A 25,570-nucleotide genomic window follows, 5' to 3' on the forward strand; every position below is an offset into this window, starting at 1 on the left:
ATGATGAATTTGCCCGATAGCTCTGCGCCCGCGCGTGATGGCCATCCCGATATTTTGTCGGCGAAGGCGTGGATAGGCAAACTCGGCGGCAGCCCCGTGGGGCCTCAGAGCTTCGCGGCCTCGCCGGTTCTAGCAATCGGTCATTTCCGCTTCGACGGCTTGGCGGAAGAAGTCGAATGTCCGAAGCTCCCTTTTCATTATATCTCGGTTGCGCTCGGCGGACCGTTGGTCATCGAAGCGTGCCTCGGCGGCGCAAAGGTCAAAGGACGTGTTCTGCCCGGTCAATCCCTGATCATGGCAGCGGAGCGCAGCAACGTGTGGCGCTGGGACCGGCCGACGGAAGAAGCGCACGTATTTTTGCATGCCGATTTTCTCGACAGGATTGCGGCTGAGGCCGGCAACGGCCGCGCGGACATCTCCGATCGCCTCGCGTTCACGGACACGCCGCTTCGCCATACGATCCTGGCACTCACCGAAGAAATGCAGCGTCCGGGAAGCATTTCGCCGCTTTTCTTCGATATGGCCGCCGATGTCATCGCGCGCCGCATCCTGTTCCGCCATTGCCAGAAAGACGGAAAAGCCGTTGCGAACACGGCTGGCGCGTTAACGGCGCGTCAACTGCGCCGCGTGCTGTCGCTGGTCGAGGATCGCCTCTCGGAAGATATCTCGCTCGACGACCTGGCAGGCGCCGCGGGGTTGAGCCGCTTCCACTTCGTGAGAGCATTCAAGACGGCCATCGGGACGCCGCCCCACCGTTGGCTCGTCGGGCTGCGCATCGAACGCGCCAAAGAATTGCTCTTGAACCGCAGCACGACGATTATCGACGTCGCCTCGCTCGTCGGATTCGAAAGCCAGAGCCATTTCGGCCAGGTTTTCCTTAGCCACGTCGGCATGCCTCCCCGCGAATGGCGCCGCCGCGCCCTTTCCTGAGCAAAATTGGCAATATTCCGAGAGACCGGCGCCTCTTCTCCCGCCCATCTTCCCCCCGCAAGGGCGAGGTGGCCGCTCGCGGGAGATGAGCATGACGACAATGTGGGGCGATAGCGCCTATTGCGGACTGGATGCAGAGTTCAATCCGGACTGGTTTTTAACGACAGAGCAAAAACAGCTTCGCCGTGAGCTGATCGAGGTTTGCCACAACGTCCTGCGGCCGAACGCGATCGAGTGCGATAAGACGAATGCTTATCCGCGCGCCAACATTGAAGCGCTAGCCAAGCTTCGGCTTCTGGCTGCGATCGTGCCCAAGGAATTCGGCGGTAGAGGCGAAAATCACGTCGGCATCACGATGATCGCCGAGACCATCGCAAGGTACGGGTGTCCGTCCACCGCGCTGATCTACATGATGCACATGGTGGCCGTCGCCGGGCTCGTCTATCGCGCCAAAGGCAATACCGAGATCGAGAGTCTGTTGTCGCGGATCGACAGCGAATGCCTCATCGGCACCGCATCATACACCGATCCCGAAACCGGCGGCCATTTCTGGTATCCCAAAATGTCCGGCGCAAAACGCGTCGAAGACGGCTGGCACGTGCACAAGAAAGCCGCCTGGACGACGTCGTCCGGCTACGCCGACTGGTATATCTCTCAGACGACGAGCCCGGACTTCGACGGCAACTACGGCAACCTTTCCGTATTCCTCTTTTACAAGAACGAAGTGAAAGGTTCCGCAGGCAAGTGGGACGCGCTGGGAATGCACGGCAACCAGTCCGGCCCCGTCGAGATCGACACGGTGGTTCCCGCAAACCGCATCGTCGGCTGGCCTGGTGACGGAGCCATGTCTAACGACGAGGCGATCGATCCGCTGGCGATGCTCATGTACGCCGGCTCGTATAACGGTGTCGGGCTCGCGTGTATCGACGTCGCCAAAAGACATGTGACGCGTAAGGCGCACGTCCAGTATGGCCGCCGCGTCGCCGATTATCCGACGATTCAGGATACGTTCGGCCGCGCGATCATGGATGCCCAAGCCTCGCGTTTGTATGCCTACTCTGTTGCAAAGGCTTTGGACGACGCAACGGATGGTGGCCGCTGGGACATCTACTACGACGATCCCAAGGCAATGCCGCGCGCCGAGTTCGCGCTCTGGTGCTTCAAGGCAAAATTTCTTGCCACGCGATTCTCGTTCGAGGTTTCGGACAAGATGCTCCAGGCTTGCGGCGGCCGTGGCTACATGCGCGACGTTGAGCTTGAGCGTCTCCTACGAGACTCGAAGGCAGGTTGGATTATGGCGCCGTCCAACGAAGTTACCGCCCAGCTCGTTGGCAAATGGGGCCTGTTCGGCGCCGAAGCGATCGACTGGTGGAATCAGAAAGTCGATGAGCCCGTTCTGATGATTGAACTGGGCAAGCTCGACGACGCGGGCAAACAGAAAATCATTGAGAAGCTGACTTCCGAGCTTCAGACCAAGAAGGTCGCCGCAGAATGATGGCAGCCGACGATTGGATATCTCCCGAAGATCCCCTGGATCTGCGGCAAGCTCTCAGCTGTTTCGCGACGGGCATCACGATCATCACCGGAACGACGGAAGAGGGTGTGCGCTTCGGGTTGACCGCGTCGAGTTTCCAGCCCGTCAGCCTGACCCCGCCGCTGGTACTTTACAGCGTCCGGAAAGGGGCGGCGAGCGTCGGCCTTGTTAAGGGCAGCGGATCGTTCTGCGTGAATGTGCTTCGCCATGAACATGCTGAACTCGCAAAGCGTTTCGCAGCCCCGATCGCCGATCGCTTCGATGGCGTCGAATGGCATCGCGGATCATTAGGGTGCCCCGTTCTGCCGGACGCCATCGCGACGTTCGAGTGCCGTCTGTGGACCACATACGATGGCGGCGATCACGAAATCGTCGTCGGCGAAGTTGTGAAAATGCGGCGCGCGCCGAAGGGCAACCCGTTGGTCTTCTTCCGCGGCGAGTTCCATCCGATTGTTGCCGACACTCCACGCGTTTCCTGAGAGGTTCTGCTGATGACACTTATCGCCCCGGTTAAATCTGAACACGTCACCTTCGATCCTCCGCAGTTTGCCCATCTCGGAATGATCCCGGAGCTCGTCGTATTGCCTGTCAAGGACGAACGCATTTGGGTGCTCCTCGAACCGAACGTGTGGTTTCGTCCGTTGTTCTTCGACATGAACTCCGGCGCCCACGGAGAAGTTCTGAAAGTTAAAAAGGGCGGAGTTCTATCGCGTCATCGCCATCCGTCGCCGGTCCACGGATATGTCCTAAAAGGCAGCTGGCGATATCTTGAGCATACGTGGCGCGCGACGGAAGGCTCTTACGTTATGGAGCCGCCCGGCGAAACGCACACGCTGACGTGCGACAGCGGCGACGAAATGCAGACTTTGTTTTTCATTCAGGGCGCGACGCTTTACATCGACGAACAAGACAAAGTCACGCTCGTCGAAGACAACTTCCAACTCATCGAAGCTTGCCGCAAGCACTACGAAGAGGTCGGTCTCGGAGCCGATTTCGTCAATCAGTTCATTCGCTGAGTAAGCAGTATCCACGCCCGCGAAAAACTCTGCGCGCCAACGAAGGGCGCGCAGCTTTGTTTGACGGCTCGAATGCGGTCTTAAAACTTGAGCCGAACGTTGCCCGCGATTGCGTTTTCGCGCGCATCTTTCGCGAGCTGCCCGGTATAAGAAACACCGATCTTGGCGTCTGAGCTGATGAGTAAGTCGGCTCCGGCATCGATAAGAGCGGCGTTGCGTGCCAACGGGACGCCGGACACGCTGAAGTTCGATCCCGAAACATTGGCCAGCGCCAACGACGTTCCCGGTGTCAAGTCGCCGAAGGCGTATTGCCAGGCTACCGACACGTACGGAATGAAGGCTATGCCGTTCGATAGCGAGTAATTGGTGGCGGCACGAACGCCGAGCGACGAGTAGCCGACGTCCTCGCTGCTCGACGAACCTGCGAGTGCAGCAGCGCCGCCGGCCTCGGTAAATGCGGAGCTATCGAGATGCACCCACGCGAGATTGGTGAAGGGCTCGAGCGCAACCGCGCCCCAGGACATCGCGTAGCCAAGTTCGCCGAACGCTTGAGCGGTTGACGCGTTATTATTGGCACGGATGCGATCCACGAACCCCGGGAAAGCAACCGTGCGCGACGTGTCGATGCTGTTGAACCCGAAGGTCGCGCCTAACCGAAGGTTCAGCGCGCCGGAATGGGTGCCGCCATAAAACGCGATCAGGCCACCTTCGACGTCTGCTGAACTTCGCTGTGCATTGACTTGGGTGTTCGACGAAGAATATCCGAGCGCCAGACCTGCGCGCCAATTCCCTTCGAATTGGATATCGGCGCCGGTAAGGACTCCCGCGAGATTGCTACGCACGCTTGAAGCGTTGCCGTTGCCATCAATGCTGCCGCGCGCGCCGAAGGCTTGCGTCCAGAACGTTGTCGCGGGGCCCGTGATCGGGATACCTGCTGCTTCGTTCACGGAGTTGGAGCCTTCGCCGCGGTCAGGTCCGCCGAGGTGCGATAGCGATGCTGGACCCCCATGAGCGAGCGCGCCCCGGGCGCTGCCGCCATCCGCATTGCCAAATTGCCGGAGGCGAGACAGCACCGCTTGACGGGCATAGAACGCTTGCTCGATTAAAGCAGAATGCTCGCTCGCGTACACTTCGCCTGAAAGCGCATTCAACGCGCCGGGCAGCTGGTTGTCAGTCAGCCCGTAAATCGCGCCGAGATCACCCGGCAGGCGGCCATTGGAATTAAACGCCCTGTCGAGGGTCCGGCTCACCGCATTTTGGTTTGGTGATAAACCGCCGAAACTTGTGATTTCAGAGCTGAGATGCAACGTGACGTCGTTCTCGCCATAGGCAAGCCCCGCCGAAATATAACTCCCAAGCCCGACGGGTGTGAACGTGTCGAACGTGCCGCTTAAGCCCTCGCTTGCGGTCATGAGCGTGTATTGATTTCGCAACCCAGCCGGCTCGAACACCGTAAGCGCCGCGCCAGCTATACGCCCCACGCCGGTGATCTTCAGTACATCATTTTCTTGCCCTGCACGCAGCGCGAGTGTCCCCGAGGACGTTTGAACGAATGTTCCGCTGATTGAATGCGTCGTGCCCGCGCCGACAGCGCTGATGCCCATCCAACCGCCGTTCTCAAAACGGGCGGGGATCGAGCCCGCGACCGAAACCTTACCGTCGATTACGCCCGCGTTCGCGATGACGCTGCCCTCCGCGGTCGAACCAGTTCGAATCGCATAGGCACCCGGCGTCGCCGTGATCGTACCGGCATTGAGAAGCGTGCCGTACGCGCCATTCATCTCGACGCCGGCACTTCCCGAACCACTGACGGCGATGGAGCCGTTGTTGGTGACGACGCCATAGGAATCGCTCCGAACGCCCGGCGCATTTGCACCGGTCGTGCGAATGACCCCGTCGTTGATGATATCGTCGCCTTCGACGCCCGATAGCGCCGGACTGTCGGCGTTCGTCGTCGCGAGTGTGCTGGAATTGCGAATGGGATCGTAGAACTCGGGAAGGTTGACCACGTAGCCGTTGATCTTATGAGCGTCGTCGACGTAGACCCCGATCACCTGCTCGCCATACATGGAGTTGGCTGAGGTCAGGAAATCGCCGACGCCGAGTTCGATCCAGGTCTCGTCTCCATTGGCGGCGATGTGCAGGACGGCCGCATGAACGTCCCCGTGAATGTCCACCCAGTCGCTGACCAGATTGTAGGTCCCGGCGCGCCCGCCGCCGGTAATGCCTTCAAAATGCGTGATGACGGCATCCGGATGATTGTAGGTTTTCCAGGTGTCCGTGGTCATATTGTAGATGTAGCCGCGGTCCAATCCGAGGCCATTGCCAACTCCAACCGGCGAGTAACCGCCGGCAATCAAGTTGCCATAGACGCCGTACGCCGTGGTGCTGATCGCGCCAGGAAAATTGTTGGTGACATAGGTCCCGGTGCTGATCGAGTAGATGAATGCATTTCCCGTCGCCAGCTGCGTGTCGTAGTTGCCGACGACAGTGTCGCCGAAAGTGCTGTGCGCGATGGTGAAAAGGGTCGAGTCGATCTGCGTGCTAGGATAAACGAGTGTCGTCAGGTTCGCGCCTGGCCCCAAAGCGCCGTCGTAGAGATAACTCAAATCGTAAGGCGCAGATTCGCTGGTCTGATAGCTGCCGACGGTGCGCAAAATTCCATCGAGGGAGCCGAAGCTCGGACCGTAAGGCGATGCGCTGATTGCTTCCGGATAATTGACGCCATCTTCCGTCGAAATGGGAAACGGCGTGAACGTGCCGCTGGGGATATCGTAGAGAAGACCACCAGTCGCGGTCGAGTTCGGGATCGCGTAGTTGCCGACGATTGTATTCCCGCGGATGCCGGTGAGGAACGTGCTGTAGTCGCCGAAATTCAAGGTCGTATAGGTACGGTCAGCTGCACCCGCGTGCGAGGTGATTGAGCAAACAGAAAGACTGAGCAATGCGGCGCGTATGCATAGGCCTCCGGATAGCGCGAAGGCTCCCGAACGAATCCTGTCCAAAGCAATTCCCCATTGGTTGCTGCCGGACGCGGAAAACTTTTTCGGTAGCTTTTCAGCTCAGATCAGTGCCGCCAAACCGCATGCTGGGGGGGATGGCCACTCAACTCCGCTCCAACGACCCACGATCGCGCGCGAAGCGATCGCTTAGCGTTAAAGCAGATAACACTTAAGTGCTAGTCCTAATTTCTAGCGCCGGGCGCAAATTGCGGCACTGCGTGCGTTGACGGTCGATGAAGCGGTGTACGCGACCTGCGCGGACGAGTTCGTTCGCCGATCTTCACGGCTCCTCGTCACTCGTATTGACGAGAACTGGCTCGCAGCCGGGAACAAAGCATCAGGATCAATCATTTTCCTGGCACTAGATTTAGGGAGAGACTTGATGCCTACAACTGAGCAGGACGTTTCTTCGACGGTCCGCAGCGCAACGAGCGTCGCTAAGCGAAATATCGATCAAACCGCCGATTACGCCGTCTCGGCATTCGACGATGTCCAAAGCGTCGGCGCCGAGTTGAGGCGCGCGATCAATAAATCGATGAAGAAGGAGCCCTATACGACGCTCGCCATCGCGGCGGCGGCGGGCTTCATTCTCGGCGCCCTGTGGCGAGCCTGATCGGCGGAGAGACGAGCGCCAGCGACTGCGCGGCTCTTCCGCCGCCGGTTGTGAAAGGTCGATCGACCCCGAGAGTGGCCTCCGGGGTCGATCTGGCCGTTACTTCTTCTTGCGCGAATCTTCGCACTTGCCGCCCTTCCAGTACTTGAAAGCGCCCTTGCAGTCTTTCTTCTTGTCCTTTTTCGCCTTGTGATGATGCGCAGCTTTGTGCGGCTTGGCCTTTGCGAAGGCGTCGGTCGTCGCCAAGCCCGTCCCGCAGAAGCTGAAAGCGGCCAGAGCGAGCACTGCCGTGAGTTTCATGAGTAAGTCCCCCAAAGAAAGCCGACCGTAATGATCGGTTAGGGGTCGCTTATCCCAACTCTGTGACAAGTGAGTGTAACGAAATGCCGGTCCTAACGAAGTACCGGACGCTCGATCATTTTCTCGTTTCGCTAGCCAGTAGATCATCGTATGCGAGCACGGCATCGAGCAGCACCTGCGCGCCGGCGGCACACTCGTCCATGCTTGTCGATTCCGCCTCATTATGACTGAGGCCGCCTTCGCACGGCACGAAGATCATCGTCGTCGGGGCGACGCGGGCGATGTACGCCGCGTCATGCCCTGCACCCGACACCATATCGCGCATGCCGAAGTCCGATTTCACGGCAGCGCGGCGAACGCAATCGATCAACTCCGGCGCAAACTTCACCGAGGGCGATGACCAGATCCGTTTTTCCTCGTAGCTCAGCTGCAGGGGAGGGAGGTTGGCTTTGAGAGCCGCACGCAACTCCGCTTCCATGATGTCGAGCGCATCGTCGTCAGGATGGCGAAGATCGACGGTGAAAAATACTTCGCCCGGCACGACATTGCGGCTGTTCGGCTTGTTCTCGATGAGGCCGACGGTCGCGACACCGGGCTGATGCTTCTGTCCGATTGCGTCCACCGCCTCTATCATGCGAGCGGCGCCGACCAGCGCATTCTTGCGCAAATACATTGGCGTCGCGCCGGTGTGCGCATCGACGCCCGTAACCGAAATCTCATACCAGCGCATGCCCTGCACGCCGGTCACGATTCCGATGATCTTCTTCTCGTCCTCTAGGATCGGCCCCTGTTCGATGTGAAGCTCGAACATGGCCGAGAACCTGTGATCTCCGGCCTTCATTGGACCGCGATACCCGATACGCTCGAGTTCTTCCAGAAACGTGACGCCTTCGCGATCCGTCTGTTGGTAGGCGTGCTCCCGCGTGAGTACGCCAGCAAAAACGCCGGAAGCCATCATGGCGGGTGCAAATCGCGAACCTTCCTCGTTCGTCCAATTGACGATCTCGATCGGCGCGTTCGTCTCATAATCCTGTTCGTGGAGCGTACGCATCACCTCGAGCCCGCCAAGCACGCCGAGAATGCCATCAAACTTGCCGCCGGTCGGCTGAGTATCGAGATGCGAGCCCATGGCGATCGGCGGCAGGTCGTTGTTGCGGCCGGGCCGCATGGCGAACATGTTGCCGACCTCGTCGGCGCGCACCGTGCAGCCAAGAGCTTCGCACTGGGCTTTGAACCAGTCGCGGACCTTCCGGTCCTCATCCGAGAGGGCGAGACGGCGTATGCCGCCTTTGTCGGTGCCGCCGAACTTGGCGGTCTCCATCAAGCTGTCCCACAGGCGTCGTGAATTGATGCTGAGATTGGTCCGCATGGCATTCCCGTAATTGGCGCTGCACACTAGCCGCAATTCGCTCTGAAGCAATTGAGAAAAGTGCCGCGACTTTGATCAACGAGGTCTAGCGCGATGCAGACGATGCACTCGGATCGGGAGGCCGGGGGTGATCTGCGATTAAGTCCCCAACTCGGCCGGACGCATCGGCCCTCTTGACCAGGAGCGCAGTCTAGCGAGGCCGCCGGTGTGTTGCGGGTTCGCTGCTGGCTTACGCGCCATCGACACGCCGGTAATAGGTCGACGTTCGTCCGAAGAATCCCGAGAGGTTTCCCCACGCCTTGGTGACGCTGATCATGCCCTTCAGCATTGTTTTTTCGCCGGCAAATCTCCGCAGGGGCCAGAGACACGCACCCGCAAGCATCAATAAAATACCGATGAAGAACCGCCGCACGCCATGCGGCAAGCGCTTGGCCAAGGTTTTCGGGTAGCCGTCGCGCATGATGTCGAGAAACACAGCCGCCGCCGCGACCATGTAAGTGCGCTGCAGAATGCGCCTGAGCGTCAGCCGGGAGGCGGGCACGGTTTCGATAACCATCGCCTCCGCGATGAATACGATGCGCGCGCCTTTCGCGTTTGCGCGCCTGAAGAAATCGACGTCTTCGGCGCCGAACGTGAGACGATCGTCGAATCGCAAGCCCAGCCCATCGCGGGCAACGATGCGGGAGTTGAGCAGGACGTTGTTCGTATAAGCGTCTCGCCGGAATTCACCCGTCACCCGCCGTGACTGCGAAATCGGCTTCCACCAGTGAGGCGGCTCGCTATCGGTCACCTGCGTTACCGGGCCCGTCGCAACGTCGGCGTCGAACCGGATGCACCCATCGAACAACTGAAGCAGCCAATCCGGCTCAGCGTATTCGTCATCATCGAGCATCGCGATCCAGTCGCAATTCCCGGCGATTGCGGCTTCAATCGCGCGATTTCGAGCGTGAGGAATGCCGATTTTCGGTTCGAAATAATAATTTATGGGGATGGCGTGCGAGCGGCGAAATTGATCGACGACGCTTAGCGACCGTTGTTCGTGATCGTTTTCCACGACGACGATAGAAAGCGAAGACTCATTCGGGATTGAAAGCCGACTCAAGCTCTCCAGCGCGCGGCTAAGCATTTGGGGCCGCTTGGAGGTGCATACTGCAACTGTGAAACGCGCCATTTACAGTATCGTATCAGCTATTTTCGCTCGCCCGATCCAGTTAGGGGGAACAGCTTTTGATGATGGGACCTAGCGAGCATGATCAATCCTTTAGCAGGTATCTACAAAAGTTAGCGGCGCAAGGAAAAATTTCCGTGGATAGCTTCTCGCATCACCTCATCGGCTATTCCTGTTGGGGCAACATCGTTTCAAACTCGAACGCGAAAACCGAACAATAGCGGCACAGCGCGTTTGTTCAAGCTTAGACATCCGATCTCTAGTTCTGAACGAGACCTCGGCGCGGATAATTTCAGAGGTGGACGTGCTTGGTTCGGCTCGACGATCTGGAGTTCTTCAGCGCCTTTCCGAAGAATGGACCTTCAGGACCACGCTGGCCCAAACGCCGGTCCGAAAACCCAAAACTGAAATGGAGTTCCGCGAAACTCTTTTGGTGCTTCGACGCCTGTTCGACAATGACGTTCGCCGCGATGCCGTCTTAAAGCGCCTGCGCCAGTTGCTTGCTCAAGATGTCCGTTGGGTTATCGCTCATAGCGGCGGGGGCTCGCTGCGTCCGCTGCTCGACGATATCTTTGCGATCGCGAACGGTTGCAACATCGAAGAGATTGTTGCGGTCTTTCCGCTGGGCTTAGTCGATGAGTGGGCTTCGCGGCAGCCAGCCAATGGAGCGAAGAGACGTCGCCTCGCGGACGTGTGCACCCAGAGTGCAGAAAACGCGGATAGGGAAGATATTTCTCTGCTTGCAGCAAATTTATCGACGCGCGCTGCTCAACGGACACACTGGATCGAGAGCGCCTTTGCTGCAAGTGGCGTCTCGGCCGGTCTCGTTGCGGTCGAAGCGCAGATTCCGTTCGAATTTCGGACGTGCAAGAAATCCGAAAACGGTCCGCTGGTGACCGTGCTGATCAGCGCCTTCAATTCGGCGTCGAGCATCCGTCGCGCGACCAAATCAATCCTGAATCAGACTTGGCGCAACGTCGAGGTCATTATCACGGACGACGCAAGCACCGACGAGACGGGGTCATTGATTGCGGCGTTGGCCGAGGAGGACAAGAGAGTAAAAATTCGACGCCATGATCGAAACGCCGGCGCATACGTATCACGCAATGCGGCCCTTTCAGCTGCAACGGGCGAATTCATCACATGCCACGACGCGGATGACATCGCTCATCCCGAAAGGCTGGCGCTCCAGATGCAGGCCATTACGGGCGGCGAGAATTCCGCGTCCAATATTTCCAGTTGGATCCGGATGGAGCGAAGTGGGCGCGTCATGCCGACGAGTATTATAAGTTTTGTTCAAGACAATTATTCCTCGCTGCTCATTCGCAGGGAAGTGTTCGACGCGATCGGCTATTGGGACAGCGTGCGCACATCGGCCGATAGTGAGTATCGCGAGAGAATCAAACGACGATTTGGAACGCAGGCGGAGCAACAGCTTAGTGAAATTCTTTCCATAGGCCAATTCGCCGGTGCGACGCTTACGGGTAATCCCGAGACGGAGGCGTCGTGGCTGAAATTTTCGTCGCCCCGCGTGCAATATCGAGAAGCTTATAAGGCGTGGCACAAGTCCGTGCCCGCGGAAGAACTTTATATGCCCTTTCCGATCGATCGCAGGCCCTTCGCTCTCCCGCCGGCCGAAACGCCCGGGCTATCCTGACCGCAGAGTTTGATTGATCGAGGCGCGTAGCCGTTCCTCGCGGAGACGACGACCCAGTTCCGTCGAGGCCTTCGACCGTTGTCGCGTTCCGGCGGCTTCGAACGCAGCAATGCCCGGAAAAATAGCAGTAAATTTGCTCCGGTCCGGAGAAGCCACAGCGGACCACTGGCTCCCAGATTTTTCGAAGTCAGCGTTCTCTACTGATGAAGCACGTTGCAGCCGGGCGCATCATTTCGATGTACGCAGAAATCGATATTGCAACCAATTCTAGAGAGCAGATCTTCATATTTTTCGGGCGGACATCGGCATGCTACTGCACGAACCGCTTGAGGACATGCGCTCATGGCAAGCTTGTATCGAGGTGCACTCCGGATCATCACTGTAAACCCGTTCGACGACCAACCGGATCGCGACAACGCAAAGGCGGCGCTTATTTACGCAGTCTTGGCGGCGGCCAACATCGGCGCGTGGGTTTGGGCCTTCATCGCCTTCTCGGAGCGCCCGGCGCTGCTTGGAACGGCTCTTCTCGCATATGTTTTTGGGCTCCGGCATGCATTTGATGCCGATCACATCGCGGCCATCGATAACGTCGTTCGAAAGCTGATGCAGGACGGGAAAGCGCCGTATTCCGCGGGCTTTTTCTTCTCGCTCGGTCACTCGACGGTCGTCGTTCTCGCCACCATCGTCATAGCCATTGCCGCTGTAGCGATGCAGAGCAAGCTGGAGGAATTTCACAGCATCGGGGGCACATTCGGCACGATGGTGTCGTCCTTGTTCTTGCTCATCATCGGCATCATCAACCTCGTAATCCTCAAGAGCGTCTGGACGGCTTTCACGCGCGTGAAGCGCGGAGAGAAGATCGTCGACGAGGATCTCGATGCGTTATTCGCGGGGCAAGGGGTTCTTGCTCGCATCTTCCGCCCGCTATTCCGTATCGTCTCATCCTCTTGGAAAATGTTTCCGATTGGATTTCTATTCGGACTGGGCTTCGATACGGCAACCGAAATTGGATTGCTCGGTATCTCGGCGGCTCAGGCCGCACAAGGGATGTCCTTCTGGACGATAATGGTGTTTCCGGCGCTCTTTACCGCCGGAATGGCGCTCATGGACACCACGGACAGCATTCTCATGACGCGAGCGTACGGATGGGCCTTCGTCAATCCGCTTCGTAAGCTCTGGTACAATCTGACGATCACCGCAGCCTCTGTTGTCGTCGCGATTTTTATCGGCGGCATCGAAGCGCTCGGGTTGATCGGCGACAAGCTGGGACTCAAGGAGGGATTTTGGGGCGTTGTCGGAGACCTGAACGATAATCTGACGAATTTTGGAATCGTCATCGTCGGTATCTTCATCGGCAGTTGGATCATATCGACCATCCTCTATCGCGTCCTGGGATATGAGGCGTTGAATGTCGAGGAAAACCTCTCGCCTTCGAGCCGCGCACCGCTGGTGAAAAAGCCGACACGATGAAACACGAATAGAAATCTCGAGATGATCGTGCCGCGCTCATTACCCGCTTCGACGGAGCTTGTACCGCAACGGAACCGCTCACATTCGCGCACTGAGTAACTCAGGCCTAACGAAGTTGAAGGACAGCGGGAGACGGAGCAAAAGCCCCTCTGTAAGTTCCGCGCCGCATCACCGCTCACGCACACCACTCAAGCGGAACGCAACGACTTTTTTCGGCACCGCGTGGAACGTCCGCTAGCCGACCAGATTGTACGCAACACGTTCTTTGGTTCCCATACGCACGATCTGATTTTACGCAATTGCCAATCTGATTTTGCGCGATGCCAATTGGGCCGCGTCAGTTTCTCATTTGATGCCGTCGGCAAGCATTTTGATCCGACCGGAGGTTTTGATCATGCATTTCACCCCCCGAGAGTTCGACAAGCTCATCATTCATATGGTTGCGGAAGTTGCGCTGAAGCGCAAAGCCAAGGGCATCAAGCTCAACCATCCGGAGACCGTCGCAGTGCTTTGCGCCTGGGTGCTGGACGGTGCCCGCGAGGGAAAAACCGTCGAAGAACTGATGGATAATGTCCGCACGGTCCTCAAGGTGGACGATGTGATGGAAGGCGTACCAAGTCTGCTGCCGCTCATACAGGTCGAAGCGACCTTCACCGATGGAAGCCGTCTGGTCAGCCTGCACAATCCCATAACCTGATTGGCAACAGCTCTATCCGAATTCCAGTTGCATCTCGACGCAAACATAGGAGGCGTCAGTGGCTAAAGCTCCCAGCAAACAACAAGCGCCCGTACATCCACAGCCTGAGCATTCCGATGTTCCGCACAAGTCGGTAAGGCCTATCGGCGGCTATGTTCTTGCGAAGGACCCAATTGAAATCAATGCCGGCCGGCCGCGCACGAAATTGAAGGTTCGCAATACGGGTGATCGGCCGATACAGATCGGTTCCCATTTCCATTTCTTCGAGACCAACCGCTATCTCGAATTCGATCGCGCGCAAGCATTCGGCAAACGCCTCGATATCCCGGCGAACACCGCGGTCCGCTTCGAGGCGGGCGACGAAAAGGAAGTGACCCTCGTGCCTTTCGCAGGAAAGAAGTTTGCGTACGGCTTCAATAACCTCGTCGACGGATGGGTTGGCGATGGTCCAACCCCGGACTATCGACCGAACTTCGACATGGCAATCAGGCGCGCCGGAAAGCGCGGCTTCAAGTCCGTGACACCCCAGAAATGAACGGCCGCAGCCAGTTCTCGCAGGCAATCTATCGGTATCGGTCGTTCAGGTGACACATAGAGGCACATGACCATGACGCAGATTTCGCGCGCACAATATGCGGACCTCTATGGTCCAACCGTCGGCGACAAAATACGCCTTGGCAATACGGACCTGTATGTCGAGATCGAGAAGGATCTTCGCGTTTATGGCGACGAAATCCAGTACGGCGGCGGCAAGACGCTGCGCGACGGGATGGGATCCGACAACCTGCTGACTCAGGAGGCCGGCTGTCTCGATCTCGTCATCACCAACGTCACGATCATCGACGCGATGCTCGGGGTGATCAAGGCTGATGTCGGAGTTCGCAACGGTCATATTGCCGGCATCGGCAAGGCGGGCAATCCCTCGACCGAGGAGGGCGTTACGCCGGGTCTTGTGACAGGAACGGCGACGGACGCGATTTCCGGCGAGCACTTGATCCTTACCGCCGGTGCCACCGATGTCCACGTGCATATGATATCGCCGCAGCAAGTCTACGCGGCATTGTCGAATGGGATCACTACGCTTTGGGGCGGCGGCATAGGTCCGACGGACGGGACGAATGGCGTCACGACAACCAATGGCCCGCGCAACCTCGAGATGATGCTGCGCGCGATCGAGGGTCTTCCAATCAATATCGGTCTCTGCGGAAAGGGCAACTGTTCCGGGCAAGACCCGCTCGTCGAGCAAATCTTGGGCGGCTGTGCCGGCTTCAAGGTGCACGAGGATTATGGTTCGACGCCGGCCGCTATCCGATCATGCCTGCAGATTGCGGATGACTACGACGTATCCGTCGCGGTCCATACGGATACGCTGAACGAGTCCGGCTACGTCGAAGATACGATCGCCGCATTCGACGGCCGCACAATTCATACCTACCACAGCGAAGGCGCCGGCGGCGGACATGCGCCTGACCTGTTGAAGGTCGTCGGCCAGAGCAATGTCTTGCCGAGTTCGACGAACCCCACGCTTCCCTGCGGCGTGAACTCCGTCGCCGAGCTGTTCGACATGATCATGGTCTGTCACAACCTCAACCCAAAAATCCCATCCGACGTCGCCTTCGCCGAAAGCCGCGTTCGCGCTGAAACGATCGTGGCGGAGAGTGTTCTGCATGATATGGGCGCGATCTCGATGATCGGCAGCGACTCCCAAGCCATGGGTCGCGTCGGCGAGTCGTTCCTGCGCGCATTCCAGACAGCGGATATGATGAAGAAGGCGCGCGGCCCGCTGGGCGAGGACAAGAACAACGGCAACGATAACTCCCGCGTATTGCGATACATCGCCAAGGTGACGATCAACCCCGCCATAACGAACGGCTTCTCTGATGTGATCGGGTCGGTCGAAACGGGAAAGTTTGCCGATCTCGTTTTGTGGGAGCCGGGATTCTTCGGCGCCAAACCCAAATTGGTTCTGAAGGGCGGCTTCATCGTCTGGGCAAATATGGGCGATCCGAACGCCTCGTTGCCAACGCCACAACCCTGTTACTACCGGCCGATGTACGGCGGAATTGGACAGGCCGGAATTAGGAATTCTATCACGTTCGTCTCGCGCGCCTCGTATGACAACGACATCGTCGAGCGTTACGGCCTCCAGCGCATGGTTATCCCCGTTTCGCGGACCCGCGTGCTCGGCAAGAGACACATGGTGCGCAACGACTATCTCCCGAACATCTGGGTCAATCCCCAAACCTTCGCTGTCATGGTCGATGATGTTCACATCACGGTCGACCCACCAAGGTCGATCGCGCTCAACCAGCTCTATTTCTTCAGTTGAATTGGAACAGGCCCTGCAACACGGAGACTGAGCATGATTATCATTGAGGGTATCGTCGGCAATTCAGGCGAACCGGATTGGGCATCTCGTCTCGAAGGTGCGCGTGTCGACTGGCTCGTACTGGATCAATGGGAAGCTCAAAAGAGCCGGCTGCGCAAAGCCACCGAAAACGATGTCGAACTCGCGCTGTCGTTGGATCGCAATACCCACCTACACGACGGAGACATTCTGCTCTGGAACGAGCGGGACAATGAGGCCATCGTCGCGCGGATAAATCTGAAAGAGGTCATGGTGATCGACCTGGCAGCCATAATGGAACAGCCGACGGAGCTCGCCCTCCGAACAATGTTCGAACTGGGCCATGCGCTTGGCAATCAGCATTGGCCGGCCGTCGTCAAAAGCTCTCGGGTGTTTGTGCCGCTCACTGTCGATCGCAAGGTTATGGCATCCGTAATGAAAACGCATGCTTTTCCGGGCATTCGCTACGAATTCATGCCAGGCGCCGAGGTGATCCCCTACATGGCGCCGCATGAAGCCCGGCGGCTTTTCGGCGGCGCGACAGAGGCCTCCCATTCGCACGGCCCCCCTTCGCACGGCCATGAGCATGAGGTAAATCACCATGACGGCCATGACGGTACTCACGAACAACCGCACGTCCACGGTCACTGACCTGACGGATTCGTATCGGCGCCTTCCGGAGGTGCTGCATCTTCTGCAGTTCGGAGATTCCGCGCTCCCCATCGGCGGCTTTTCATTTTCGAACGGTCTTGAGTCGGCGATTCAGCAAGAGATTGTCAGCGATGCCCCCAGTCTCAGGGAATTCGTTCTGACCGTGATGCATCAATCCGCGACGTCCGACGGCGTTGCCTTGCTCTGCGCCCATCGGGCCGCCAAGGCGAAGGATATCGATGCGCTGATGATCGTCGACCGGGCAACGTTCGAGCGTAAACTCAACGAGGAAACACGGTTGATGACTGTGCGGATGGGGCGCAAGCTGACCGAGCTTGCCGATGCCATCACGGCAGACCGTCTCAATCACGAATGGCTCGGCCGGATCAAGCAGGCGCAAACCGCCGGCACGCATCCGGTCAGCCTCGCGCTCGTGCTCGCGGCCCTTGGCGTTGAAGCGAGGGACGCGTTCGGCGCACAGCAATACGGCATCGCCACCACAATTCTTGGCGCGGCCTTGCGCCTGATGCGCCTGTCGTTCGTCGATACCCAGAAAATCCTTCTCGAAGCGACCGGAACGGTGGCGCCTGCCTATGAGAAGGTCCGCGACGCCGAGTTGAACGACATGGCGAGCTTTCTGCCGATGGTCGACATCCTCGCCGCTGTGCACGTCAAAGGCCACGTCCGCATGTTCATGAATTAGATTGGAACAAATAATATGAAAAAAATTCCCCGTATCGGTATCGGCGGCCCCGTAGGCTCCGGCAAGACCGCGATCATCGAGGCCATTACGCCCGCTCTCGTCAAATTAGGCAGCCGCGTTCTCGTTATCACGAACGATGTGGTCACGACCGAGGATGCCAAACACGTTCAGAGAACCCTCCGTGGCATCCTGATGGAAGAACGCATCATTGGCGTGGAGACGGGCGGCTGTCCGCATACCGCCGTGCGCGAAGACCCCAGCATGAACCTCGCCGCCGTTGAGGAGATGGAAGCAAAGTTTCCCGACTCCGATATCGTGCTGATCGAGAGCGGCGGCGATAATCTGACCCTGACCTTCAGCCCGGCGCTGGTGGATTTTTTCATCTATGTGATCGACGTGGCCGCCGGAGACAAAATCCCGCGCAAGAACGGTCCAGGCATCACTCAGTCAGACATCCTCATCATCAACAAGATCGATCTGGCTCCATACGTCGGCGCCAGCTTGCAGGTGATGGAGGACGACTCCCGCATGATGCGGGGCAAAAAGCCCTTCGTCTTCACGAACTGTAAGACCAATGAAGGCATCGCCGGCCTCGTCGAACTCATCCAGGAAAATGTGCTGTTCGACGTCAATGATCAGAAGCAGCTCGCTTGATGCAAGTGCATGACACCGCGCGTGAACTGGCGAATTACCAGGACGAGCCACCGCAGCTCCGCAGCGGATCGTTCGGTAAAGTCGGCATGGTGCGGCTTGGGTTCGAGCCGCGCCCGGAACGAACAGTGCTGTCGACGCTGCATCGGCGGGCGCCGCTGATCGTTCAGCAGGCTCTGTACTGGGATGAGGAAATGCCGGCGCTTCCCTGCGTCAGCATCACCTCCAATGCCGGCGGCATCCTGCAGGGTGACCGCTACCTCGTCGAGATCGGAATGGCGCCGGGCACACAGGCTCACGTCTATACGCAGGCGGCGACGCGCATTCACGAGATGGACGCCAACTACGCCACCCAGACGCAGAATTTGACGCTCGGAGCCGATGCCTATCTCGAATACATGCCGTTCCCCATCATCCCTCACAAGCACTCCCGCTTCGTTCAGCGCACGCATATCTCGGTTGATCCGACGGCGACGCTGATCTACTCGGAAGTGCTCATGCCTGGGAGGAAATATCATAAGAACGAGCTGTTCCAGTACGACGTATTCTCGTCCACTGTCTCGGCGGCACGCCCCGACGGCCCATCACTTTTCACCGAGAAATTCATCATCGAGCCCGCCCAGACGAATGTCTCGCGCTTAGGCGCGATGGGCTCGTTCGACGTATTTGGAAACGTCATCGTGTTGACCCCGAAGGAGCACGCCGATCGACTGCTCGATGCCACAGAGCCTGCATTTGACAAGGCGGAGCGCCTGGCAATCGGAGCCAGCCGCCTGCCTCGCGACGCCGGTCTGGTATTCAAAGTTCTCGGCATGGAGACGACGCCAGTCAATGCAGCCATTCGGAAGTTCTGGTCGCGTGTTCGCCAGCAGGTCGTCGGCGTGCCCGCGCCGGAAAAATTCCTCTGGGCGTAAAGGTGGATCATGGCGGACGCAGCGAACATCAATGCCTGGGACGATATGGCGAACCGCAACCCCGTCGTCGGATTTATCGATGAATGTCTCCGCGGTTCAGGCCAAGTCATTTTTCAGAACAATCCGCTGACCGGATTATTCTTCCTGGCAGGCATCTGGTGGGGCTCGATCGTGGCAGGGCAGGTTGAGGTCGCGGTCGGCGCCACGATCGCACTCATAATCGCAACCTTCACTGCGGTCCTGCTCGATGTCGACGAGCCATCGCTGAAGCAGGGCCTGTTCGGCTTCAATGGAATTCTGGTTGGAGCCGCCGTGCCGAGCTTCATCGCTCCCGATTGGACGATGTGGCTGCTGCTCATCATCGGCGCCGCCGTCTCGACCGTCGTTATGCTGGCAATCTCCAACATCATGAAGACATGGGGATTGGCGGCTCTCACATTCCCGTTCGTCCTCACGACGTGGTTTCTGATGTTGAGCGCCTATGCCTTCCATCGCCTTCCGATAGCGGGTTTGTCTGCTCCCGCACTCCCCCACGCGGCCAACGTCACAGACCTTCATGCGACGGTGGGGAACTACCTCGAGTATTTGTTCAAAGGACCGGCGCAAGTCTTCCTGATCAACAATGCCATCAGCGGACTTCTCGTCGTGATCGGGTTGTTCATCAATTCCCGCGCCGCCGCCATTTTCGCTCTGGTCGGCTCTGCAGTCGGCATAATCATAGCCTTGATTTTCGGCGGCAGCCCGACCTCGATCGCTAATGGCCTCTATGGCTTCAGCCCTGTTTTGACAGCCGTTGCACTCGGTTGCGTCTTCTACGCGCCGTCTTGGCGCGTCACCCTCTACGCTCTGCTAGGAACAATCTTCACTGTCATCGTTCAGGCGGCCCTCGATACGGCGGTGACACCGATCGGCATACCGACTTTTACTGCGCCGTTCGTCTTCGCGACTTGGCTGTTCCTGCTGCCCAAGGCCAAGCTGAAACCGCACCCCCACGAAGAGATCAAGAACGGCCTCTTCACGAAGCACCCGGTGGCCCAGGACCTGCCACCGACCTAAGGCCGTTACGGTCCATTGCGAGAGGCGGTTCGGCTCACGTTTCGGAGCTTTTGGATGGACACCGTATTCCGCGTTGTGGCCGTCATCATCGGCGCCCTCGGACTATACTTTTATTTTCGTTCGATTGTGCGGGTAATGCTTATCAACCGGCGCGAACCCGATCTCGTCGAGATCGGCGCCCGCTCCGCGGCGGTGTCGTTTGTCTATAGTCTCATCGGGAATGATAGCGACTATGCGCGGACGCAACGGCTTCAGGCCTGGATATTTCCGGTCTTCATCTTCATCTGCGTCGTGTGCTGGTTCCTTCTTGTCCAGATGTCGTTCACCTTCATTCTCTGGGGTCTGATGCTGGAGCCGGGCTTTCTGGAAGACCTGAGCTCCAGCGGCTCGGCCCTAAGTACGCTCGGCTACAAAACACCGTCGCATCTTCTCGGTCAGTACCTCGCAATCTTCGAAGCAGGCATTGGGCTCGCAGTTGTCATCCTCTTGTTCACCTTCGTTCCGGGCTACCAGGCTGCCGTCCAGGTCCGTGAGCGCAAGGTGGGCTGGCTCTACGCGCGGACGGGTCGGCGGCCCACCACGTCCAGCCTGCTTGAAACGCTGCATCGCACGGGCCAGCTCAAGCACGACAGCGTCTGGGAAGAATGGGAGATCTGGTTTCGCGGCGTCTTTGAAACGCATTCGATCGCGCCGATACTTGCTTACGTACCATCGATCTATCGTGGAGCGAGTTGGGTTGGCGCCGCTGCCGCCGTACTCGATTCCGCGTCTCTCTTCGCAGCCTGCCTCCCTGACAAGGATACGGAATCGGCGCGCATTTGCAGCCGTATCGGCACCGTTTGCCTCAAATACATTGCCGTTGAGCTAAATCCGCATACTCCGGCAGACGCCTGGTCAACACAGAGCGTCGATCCGAAACTGATCGCGAATTTCGACACCCTTTACGACAGGCTTGCCGAAATAGGATTGCCGGTGAAAAGCGATCGGGAAGAGTGCCGCTCCCATTTCGTCAGGCTGCGCGCGGAATTCGAAGAGAGCGTTCGCCTGATCGCCAAATCGACACGCATGCCGGTCGACGAGCCCTGGATACTCCCGCACGCTCATACCAAGCCTGATCACAGTCCGCCGAAACCCGCGTGATGCCGCTCACCCAATGCGAGGCCGCGGAACCGGCGTCACGCCGTCGCCGCCGAGCTTCAGACCGAGAATGACGACGACGTAACCGAGGATCAGGTTGGCCAACAGATAAAGGATCGCGACCGACAGTTCCGACGTCGACGTCATCATCAGAATGAGCGCGCCATAGATCATGCTCGAGAAAGTCGACAGCCCACCCATGACGCCCGTGCCGAGCATCGAGTTGACATCGCCGGTTAAAACAGCGCGCTTGTGCAGCGCCGTCACCAGCCCGAGCAGAAACGCAGCTATGAGGTTGGCGACCAGAATGTCGAGCGGAAAGCCTTCCACATGTGGAACCATCAACATGATGAATTCGCGGAGCATGGCGCCTATCGCACCGCCGACGAATACGAGAATGATGACATTGATCATCGCCAGTCTCCCTTATCCCTGCAGTCGGGCGAGCGCGAACCCGCACCACGCGGCGATCAGACCGACAATCGTCGACAGCACCAGATAGTACGTGGCGTCACCCGCGCCATCCGATGCGTTGAGCTTGGCAGCATCGAGCTGCATACTGCTGAAGGTCGTGTAGCCGCCGAGGAATCCGGTCAGAACACCGGAATTCAAAGGTGCTCCGTACCGGTCACGCCAGTCGACGGAGAAGAGTTCCGATAGATAGCCGATGATGAAGGCGCCAGTAATATTGATCAGAAAAGTCCCGAGTGGAAAGGAGCCGTGATAAACGCGTCCTGTAACGTGTCCGACCCACCAACGTAGCAACGATCCGATCCCGCCGCCGAGGCCAACCCACATCACGTCCAGAGCCGTCATTGTGACCTCCTTCGGACTATCGTGTGGTTACGTACTTGTCGCCTCATCGCAGCGGCCATCGACGCAGTCGGCGAGCTCGTCGAGCGCGTAGCGAATCTGCTCAAGCGCAAAAGAGACATTCGAAATGTAGTCGGGGCCGGACTTGCCGAGAGCTGGCGGATCGGCCAGGGCGGACTTACCGGCTTTACCGGACGGTTGCAGGCTAGCGCCTGTTCGCCATGCATCGAGGGCTGCGGCAGCGGCCGAAGAATACGCGACAAATGCAGTGTTCATAAGTTCCTTAGACGGCGTGGACTGAACGGAGGTAATCGCGGCTCCCAGGGCCAGCATGTAGTCACAGATCTCAGCCGTGACCATGCGGGTCGGGGCGATCATCGCGTCGCCGAGCGCCGCCGGCCACGGCTTCCGGGAGACGCTGCGAAGGACGAATACCGCCGACCGCAGATCGATCAGAGTGTGCCGCAGGCTCGCGGGATCGAGAGTGCTTCGCGCAATATGGGTGGCTTCCTCCTCCGCGACTTCCTTCGTGAGCGTCCCGATTTTGCGATATGAACCGTCGATATCTTTGTTCGCCTTCGAAATCTCGCTGTCGACCGGCTTGCCTTCCTGGCGATCGACGGAAAGCGATATCAGTTTAGCGAGAAGGGTCAGCGCATGGTTTGCCTCGTCCCGCATTGCCGTATCCGACCGCGCCGGCGCGACGAACAGCGACACGAGGATGCCGATGATGCAGCCGATCAAAATTTCGATCACGCGATGCAACGCAGAGACCCAGGCGACGGCATGACTGGCTGGGCTAATGAGCACGATCGCCGCTGTCATTGGCGCGACACGGAAGCTTGAATCGCGTGCTGCCAGCATCCCGAGAACTCCAATGGAAAGGAGTAAGCCGCTCGCCGTGCCGAGCACCGTCGATGGAGTTATCGTGGCAACCAAAAAGCCGGCCAATGCACCGACGATCGTGCCAACAAAGCGATCGGCGCCGGCTTTGAGTGATGCACCGACCCGCGGCTGCCCCATGAGCACAACGGCCGTTACGACGGCCCAAAAGCCTTGGGGAAGGGCGAAAAGCTCCGCGACACCATAAGCGAGCCCACCGGCGACAGCCGTGCGTAGGCCGGCCTTCCAAACATCAGGACTGGGAACAGGCATCTTGGGGAAATGCATGTTCCCTCCGAGCGGGCGCAGAACCAATTCTTGTTAATGCTGCAGCCGCAGCCGCGTTCCGGCCCGCGCGTGAGCTTTCGTCTGGCGCCGGCGATAAAAAGAACGCATGCGGATTAATAGTCATGCGCAATTTTCACGTCGCATTGACGACATGCTGAGAAGTTTGCGGAAGAAAATCAAAATCTAAATGATGTTAATGCGCATCTGCCATTCTCGAGTAGCCAGAGCGCTGGTGCTGAATTCGTCATTGGCGCAAATATGAATATGAGATCTGGGGCGTCGTTCCATGTTTAGTCGCGCAGTCGTTTATATCTTGTTTTGTCTAATTGTGGCCCCGGCCGGCGCACAGACGGCGATGGAGGCGGAGAAAAGCCTTCCATCGGCTCCTGGCGCAGCTTCATCACTTCCGCCAGCTCTCAAGGAGCTTCGAGCCTTTATAGATGCCGAACAGACGATGGACTTTAAAACGTCCTTCCAGACATCCAGCAATGTCCTGGATATCCAGTCGCAAGGGTCGGCACACTTTCTAGTCCGGAAGCCCAATCAGTTTCGGATTGAAGTTTCGACCCGTAACGCGTCGTATGAATATGTGTCCGATGGCACCGTGTTGACGATTTATAACATTCCTCAGAGGACGTATGCGCAGGTCGCGGCCCGTGAGACGGTGCAAGGAAACATGTCCTTGCTTGCCGGTCTCATGGGGTTTCAGGCGCGCATCTTCGATTTTTTCGCAGCACTCGACCAAGCGTCGGACGGGCTAAGTTCCATTCAGATTACCCCCAAGGGCGCAGGAACGGTCGGCGGACGCGAATGCGATCGCTTCATTGTGACATCGATGGTTGAGAAATGGGATGTGTCGCTAGAGATGCCGGCGCCTCATCTGCCATGCAAGCTCGTCAGTGGCGACGTGGACGATCCAGCCGCGACATCGCAGGTCAACGAATTCACTTGGGAAAAGGCGCCGAATTTAAATCCGGATACTTTCGTGTTTTCGCCGCCGCCGGGAGCCAAGAAGACCGATGTCGGCAGTGCATTGGCGTCTCCGCAGTAGACACGCGCTTCCCCTGAAAGAAGCCCCGCCGAAATTCGGCAGGGCACTATGTGCTCATGCTCACGCTGCGGTCGTAAACTCGCGTGACTTACTGAGCGCGCGTAGACGGCTTGCCGTTCTTGCCCTCTTTCACCTCGATTTTCTTGGTTTCGGTGTGGGCGGGCTTCGGAATGGTGATCTTCAGCACACCGTCTGACATGGCAGCATTGACCTTTGACGAATCGACGCCGGCCGGTAGCTCAATCGTTCGCAGAAAGGTCCCGTAGGCACGCTCGCTGACATAAACATTTTTGTCCTCCCGATTTGACTCTATCTTTTTCTCGCCCCGGATCGTCAGCACGTTGTCTTCGAGAGAAATGTCGACATCACTGCGCTCTAGTCCCGGCATCTCGACGGAAATGTCGATTTCCTTATTGTTTTCGGCAACATCGATGTTGGGCAGCAGATTAGGCATTTTCTGCTGGGCCGCGAGCCCTTGTGAAAAATCATCGAACAAGCGATCGATCTCGCGGTGCAAAGGGCCAAAGAGTACAGCGCCTGAGCGGGTTATGTCATTGCGCAGCGTCGAGGGAACTTGGTGTCTCAGTTTCATGACGAGATCCTTTCGTTGCTTTGATCATGGGGTTTCGGGTTTCCGGCCGGGCCGCATTTATCGCGATGCAGTTAGCCGACGGCGTTTGCCTTGTTGGGCCGCGATGCGCTCGCCTCTTCGTTCGCCGCGCAGTGCGTGGCTCCCGGCTCGTTTGAAACTGATCGAGCGGCCTTTACGGCATCGATTGGCGCGCCGCCTGTTCGGCAGCCTGTCGCAGAATGCCGGGCCTTTAAGCGAGGGGTCAGTGTTAGCCAAGCATCTTTATGTTCTCTGAACAAAACCTGGAGATTTGTGCTGAGCACGCCAACGTGGATTTCGCTCCGGGCGCTGCTCGATCTATGCAGAACAGTGACGCTTCGCTCTGGGGCGTCGACGATAATGTTGGAACTCATAGCAGCAGCGACTGTTACCCAAGACCGCCCTGTTTTCGAAAGTCAGAGCAATGACCGACGTAACCAGTCAAGGCGTCAGCAACCTGTTCCAGGTCTTGGCTTACATCGTGGCGCCTATCATTCTCGGCATTATGATATTCTACGGAGTTCAAAGAACGCGGAAGCGGCAGGATGCTGTCAGCAAGGCTCAGGACGAAGCGGTCAAGAACCTTTATTCGGATGATGAAGCTGATCGAAGCGCGATGGAGCGAGCTGCGGAAGGATCCTCGAGTCCGATCGATGTCGTCAAACGCAAATCCGGAACGACGGGTTAGATCGACAGTCAGTCCTGAATGGA

General features: G+C 58.2%; 26 protein-coding genes. 18 read left to right on the plus strand and 8 right to left on the minus strand.

All coding sequences use genetic code 11. The features are described from left to right. From AC1DK3_RS04175 to AC1DK3_RS04190, 4 genes are all read left to right on the plus strand, one after another. Positions 1-930 carry a helix-turn-helix domain-containing protein gene (locus AC1DK3_RS04175; RefSeq protein WP_477191022.1) on the plus strand — a complete coding sequence of 310 codons (930 nt, stop codon included), beginning with the start codon at positions 1-3 and terminating at the stop codon, positions 928-930. 91 nt (positions 931-1,021) lie between these two features. Further along, entirely contained in the window at positions 1,022-2,425 is a 1,404-nt protein-coding gene (locus AC1DK3_RS04180; RefSeq protein ID WP_477191023.1) for an acyl-CoA dehydrogenase family protein, read from the plus strand. Further along, entirely contained in the window at positions 2,422-2,943 is a 522-nt protein-coding gene (locus tag AC1DK3_RS04185; RefSeq protein ID WP_477191024.1) for a flavin reductase family protein, read from the plus strand. Before AC1DK3_RS04180 ends, AC1DK3_RS04185 begins: the two co-directional genes overlap by 4 nt. 12 nt (positions 2,944-2,955) lie before the next feature. Beyond that, a complete protein-coding gene (locus AC1DK3_RS04190) occupies positions 2,956-3,480 on the plus strand; it encodes a 2,4'-dihydroxyacetophenone dioxygenase family protein (RefSeq protein ID WP_477191025.1) in 525 nt (174 codons plus the stop codon). An 80-nt stretch (positions 3,481-3,560) separates the two neighbouring features. On the opposite strand, the gene AC1DK3_RS04195 is transcribed toward AC1DK3_RS04190, so the two are convergent. After that, positions 3,561-6,485: an autotransporter outer membrane beta-barrel domain-containing protein gene (locus AC1DK3_RS04195; protein WP_477191026.1), complete on the minus strand. Its 2,925-nt coding sequence runs from the start codon at positions 6,483-6,485 to the stop codon at positions 3,561-3,563. A 379-nt stretch (positions 6,486-6,864) separates the two neighbouring features. On the opposite strand from AC1DK3_RS04195, the gene AC1DK3_RS04200 reads away from it, so the two are divergent. Next, on the plus strand, positions 6,865-7,095 hold the full coding sequence (locus tag AC1DK3_RS04200) for a hypothetical protein (RefSeq protein ID WP_477191027.1): 231 nt from the start codon (positions 6,865-6,867) through the stop codon (positions 7,093-7,095). Positions 7,096-7,194: 99 nt separating this feature from the next. On the opposite strand, the gene AC1DK3_RS04205 is transcribed toward AC1DK3_RS04200, so the two are convergent. From AC1DK3_RS04205 to AC1DK3_RS04215, 3 genes are all read right to left on the minus strand, one after another. Then, positions 7,195-7,395, minus strand: coding sequence for a hypothetical protein (locus AC1DK3_RS04205; protein WP_477191028.1), 201 nt, complete (start codon positions 7,393-7,395; stop codon positions 7,195-7,197). A 115-nt stretch (positions 7,396-7,510) separates the two neighbouring features. Beyond that, a complete protein-coding gene (locus AC1DK3_RS04210) occupies positions 7,511-8,764 on the minus strand; it encodes an allantoate amidohydrolase (RefSeq protein WP_477191029.1) in 1,254 nt (417 codons plus the stop codon). A gap of 229 nt (positions 8,765-8,993) precedes the next feature. Continuing rightward, positions 8,994-9,935, minus strand: a complete 942-nt coding sequence (locus AC1DK3_RS04215) for a glycosyltransferase family 2 protein (RefSeq protein WP_477191030.1) — start codon at positions 9,933-9,935, stop codon at positions 8,994-8,996. Positions 9,936-10,341: 406 nt separating this feature from the next. On the opposite strand from AC1DK3_RS04215, the gene AC1DK3_RS04220 reads away from it, so the two are divergent. The 11 genes from AC1DK3_RS04220 (at position 10,342) to AC1DK3_RS04270 (ending at position 21,218) form a co-directional block, all read left to right on the plus strand. Continuing rightward, on the plus strand, positions 10,342-11,589 hold the full coding sequence (locus AC1DK3_RS04220; protein ID WP_477191031.1) for a glycosyltransferase family 2 protein: 1,248 nt from the start codon (positions 10,342-10,344) through the stop codon (positions 11,587-11,589). Between the two features lie 375 nt (positions 11,590-11,964). After that, complete coding sequence (locus AC1DK3_RS04225) at positions 11,965-13,059, plus strand: HoxN/HupN/NixA family nickel/cobalt transporter (protein ID WP_477192867.1); 1,095 nt, start codon at positions 11,965-11,967, stop codon at positions 13,057-13,059. Positions 13,060-13,453: 394 nt separating this feature from the next. Next, positions 13,454-13,756, plus strand: coding sequence for an urease subunit gamma (locus AC1DK3_RS04230; protein ID WP_477191032.1), 303 nt, complete (start codon positions 13,454-13,456; stop codon positions 13,754-13,756). Between the two features lie 58 nt (positions 13,757-13,814). Further along, complete coding sequence (locus AC1DK3_RS04235; RefSeq protein WP_477191033.1) at positions 13,815-14,291, plus strand: urease subunit beta; 477 nt, start codon at positions 13,815-13,817, stop codon at positions 14,289-14,291. A 72-nt stretch (positions 14,292-14,363) separates the two neighbouring features. Then, complete coding sequence (locus tag AC1DK3_RS04240; protein WP_477191034.1) at positions 14,364-16,085, plus strand: urease subunit alpha; 1,722 nt, start codon at positions 14,364-14,366, stop codon at positions 16,083-16,085. Positions 16,086-16,118: 33 nt separating this feature from the next. Beyond that, positions 16,119-16,754 carry an urease accessory protein UreE gene (locus AC1DK3_RS04245; RefSeq protein ID WP_477191035.1) on the plus strand — a complete coding sequence of 212 codons (636 nt, stop codon included), beginning with the start codon at positions 16,119-16,121 and terminating at the stop codon, positions 16,752-16,754. Next, positions 16,714-17,457 (plus strand): urease accessory protein UreF, encoded by a 744-nt coding sequence (locus AC1DK3_RS04250; RefSeq protein ID WP_477192868.1) that lies wholly within the window; start codon positions 16,714-16,716, stop codon positions 17,455-17,457. Before AC1DK3_RS04245 ends, AC1DK3_RS04250 begins: the two co-directional genes overlap by 41 nt. A 15-nt stretch (positions 17,458-17,472) precedes the next feature. Next, entirely contained in the window at positions 17,473-18,111 is a 639-nt protein-coding gene (gene ureG, locus AC1DK3_RS04255) for an urease accessory protein UreG (RefSeq protein ID WP_477191036.1), read from the plus strand. Next, the gene (locus AC1DK3_RS04260) at positions 18,111-19,022 is read left to right on the plus strand and encodes an urease accessory protein UreD (RefSeq protein WP_477192869.1); all 912 of its coding nucleotides are present in this window, start codon (positions 18,111-18,113) and stop codon (positions 19,020-19,022) included. Before ureG ends, AC1DK3_RS04260 begins: the two co-directional genes overlap by 1 nt. A 9-nt stretch (positions 19,023-19,031) precedes the next feature. After that, a complete protein-coding gene (yut, locus tag AC1DK3_RS04265; RefSeq protein WP_477191037.1) occupies positions 19,032-20,078 on the plus strand; it encodes an urea transporter in 1,047 nt (348 codons plus the stop codon). A 54-nt stretch (positions 20,079-20,132) separates the two neighbouring features. After that, positions 20,133-21,218, plus strand: coding sequence for a hypothetical protein (locus AC1DK3_RS04270; protein ID WP_477191038.1), 1,086 nt, complete (start codon positions 20,133-20,135; stop codon positions 21,216-21,218). Between the two features lie 6 nt (positions 21,219-21,224). Here AC1DK3_RS04270 and AC1DK3_RS04275 read toward each other — a convergent pair whose 3' ends face one another. The 3 genes from AC1DK3_RS04275 to AC1DK3_RS04285 are packed head-to-tail and all read right to left on the minus strand — an operon-like array spanning position 21,225 to position 23,198. Continuing rightward, positions 21,225-21,629, minus strand: coding sequence for a CrcB family protein (locus AC1DK3_RS04275; protein ID WP_477191039.1), 405 nt, complete (start codon positions 21,627-21,629; stop codon positions 21,225-21,227). Positions 21,630-21,641: 12 nt separating this feature from the next. After that, positions 21,642-22,031 carry a fluoride efflux transporter CrcB gene (gene crcB, locus AC1DK3_RS04280; protein ID WP_477191040.1) on the minus strand — a complete coding sequence of 130 codons (390 nt, stop codon included), beginning with the start codon at positions 22,029-22,031 and terminating at the stop codon, positions 21,642-21,644. A gap of 27 nt (positions 22,032-22,058) precedes the next feature. Beyond that, a complete protein-coding gene (locus AC1DK3_RS04285) occupies positions 22,059-23,198 on the minus strand; it encodes an FUSC family protein (protein ID WP_477191041.1) in 1,140 nt (379 codons plus the stop codon). A 355-nt stretch (positions 23,199-23,553) separates the two neighbouring features. On the opposite strand from AC1DK3_RS04285, the gene AC1DK3_RS04290 reads away from it, so the two are divergent. Further along, positions 23,554-24,249, plus strand: a complete 696-nt coding sequence (locus AC1DK3_RS04290) for a DUF2092 domain-containing protein (RefSeq protein ID WP_477192870.1) — start codon at positions 23,554-23,556, stop codon at positions 24,247-24,249. Positions 24,250-24,337: 88 nt separating this feature from the next. Here the strand turns inward: AC1DK3_RS04290 and AC1DK3_RS04295 are convergent, their stop codons facing one another. After that, on the minus strand, positions 24,338-24,745 hold the full coding sequence (locus AC1DK3_RS04295; protein WP_477191042.1) for an Hsp20/alpha crystallin family protein: 408 nt from the start codon (positions 24,743-24,745) through the stop codon (positions 24,338-24,340). A 538-nt stretch (positions 24,746-25,283) separates the two neighbouring features. Between AC1DK3_RS04295 and AC1DK3_RS04300 the strand changes: the two genes are divergently transcribed. Beyond that, positions 25,284-25,547, plus strand: coding sequence for a hypothetical protein (locus tag AC1DK3_RS04300; protein ID WP_477191043.1), 264 nt, complete (start codon positions 25,284-25,286; stop codon positions 25,545-25,547). Positions 25,548-25,570: the final 23 nt, after the last annotated feature.

This window comes from Hyphomicrobium sp. 01T421 (genome assembly GCF_056398805.1).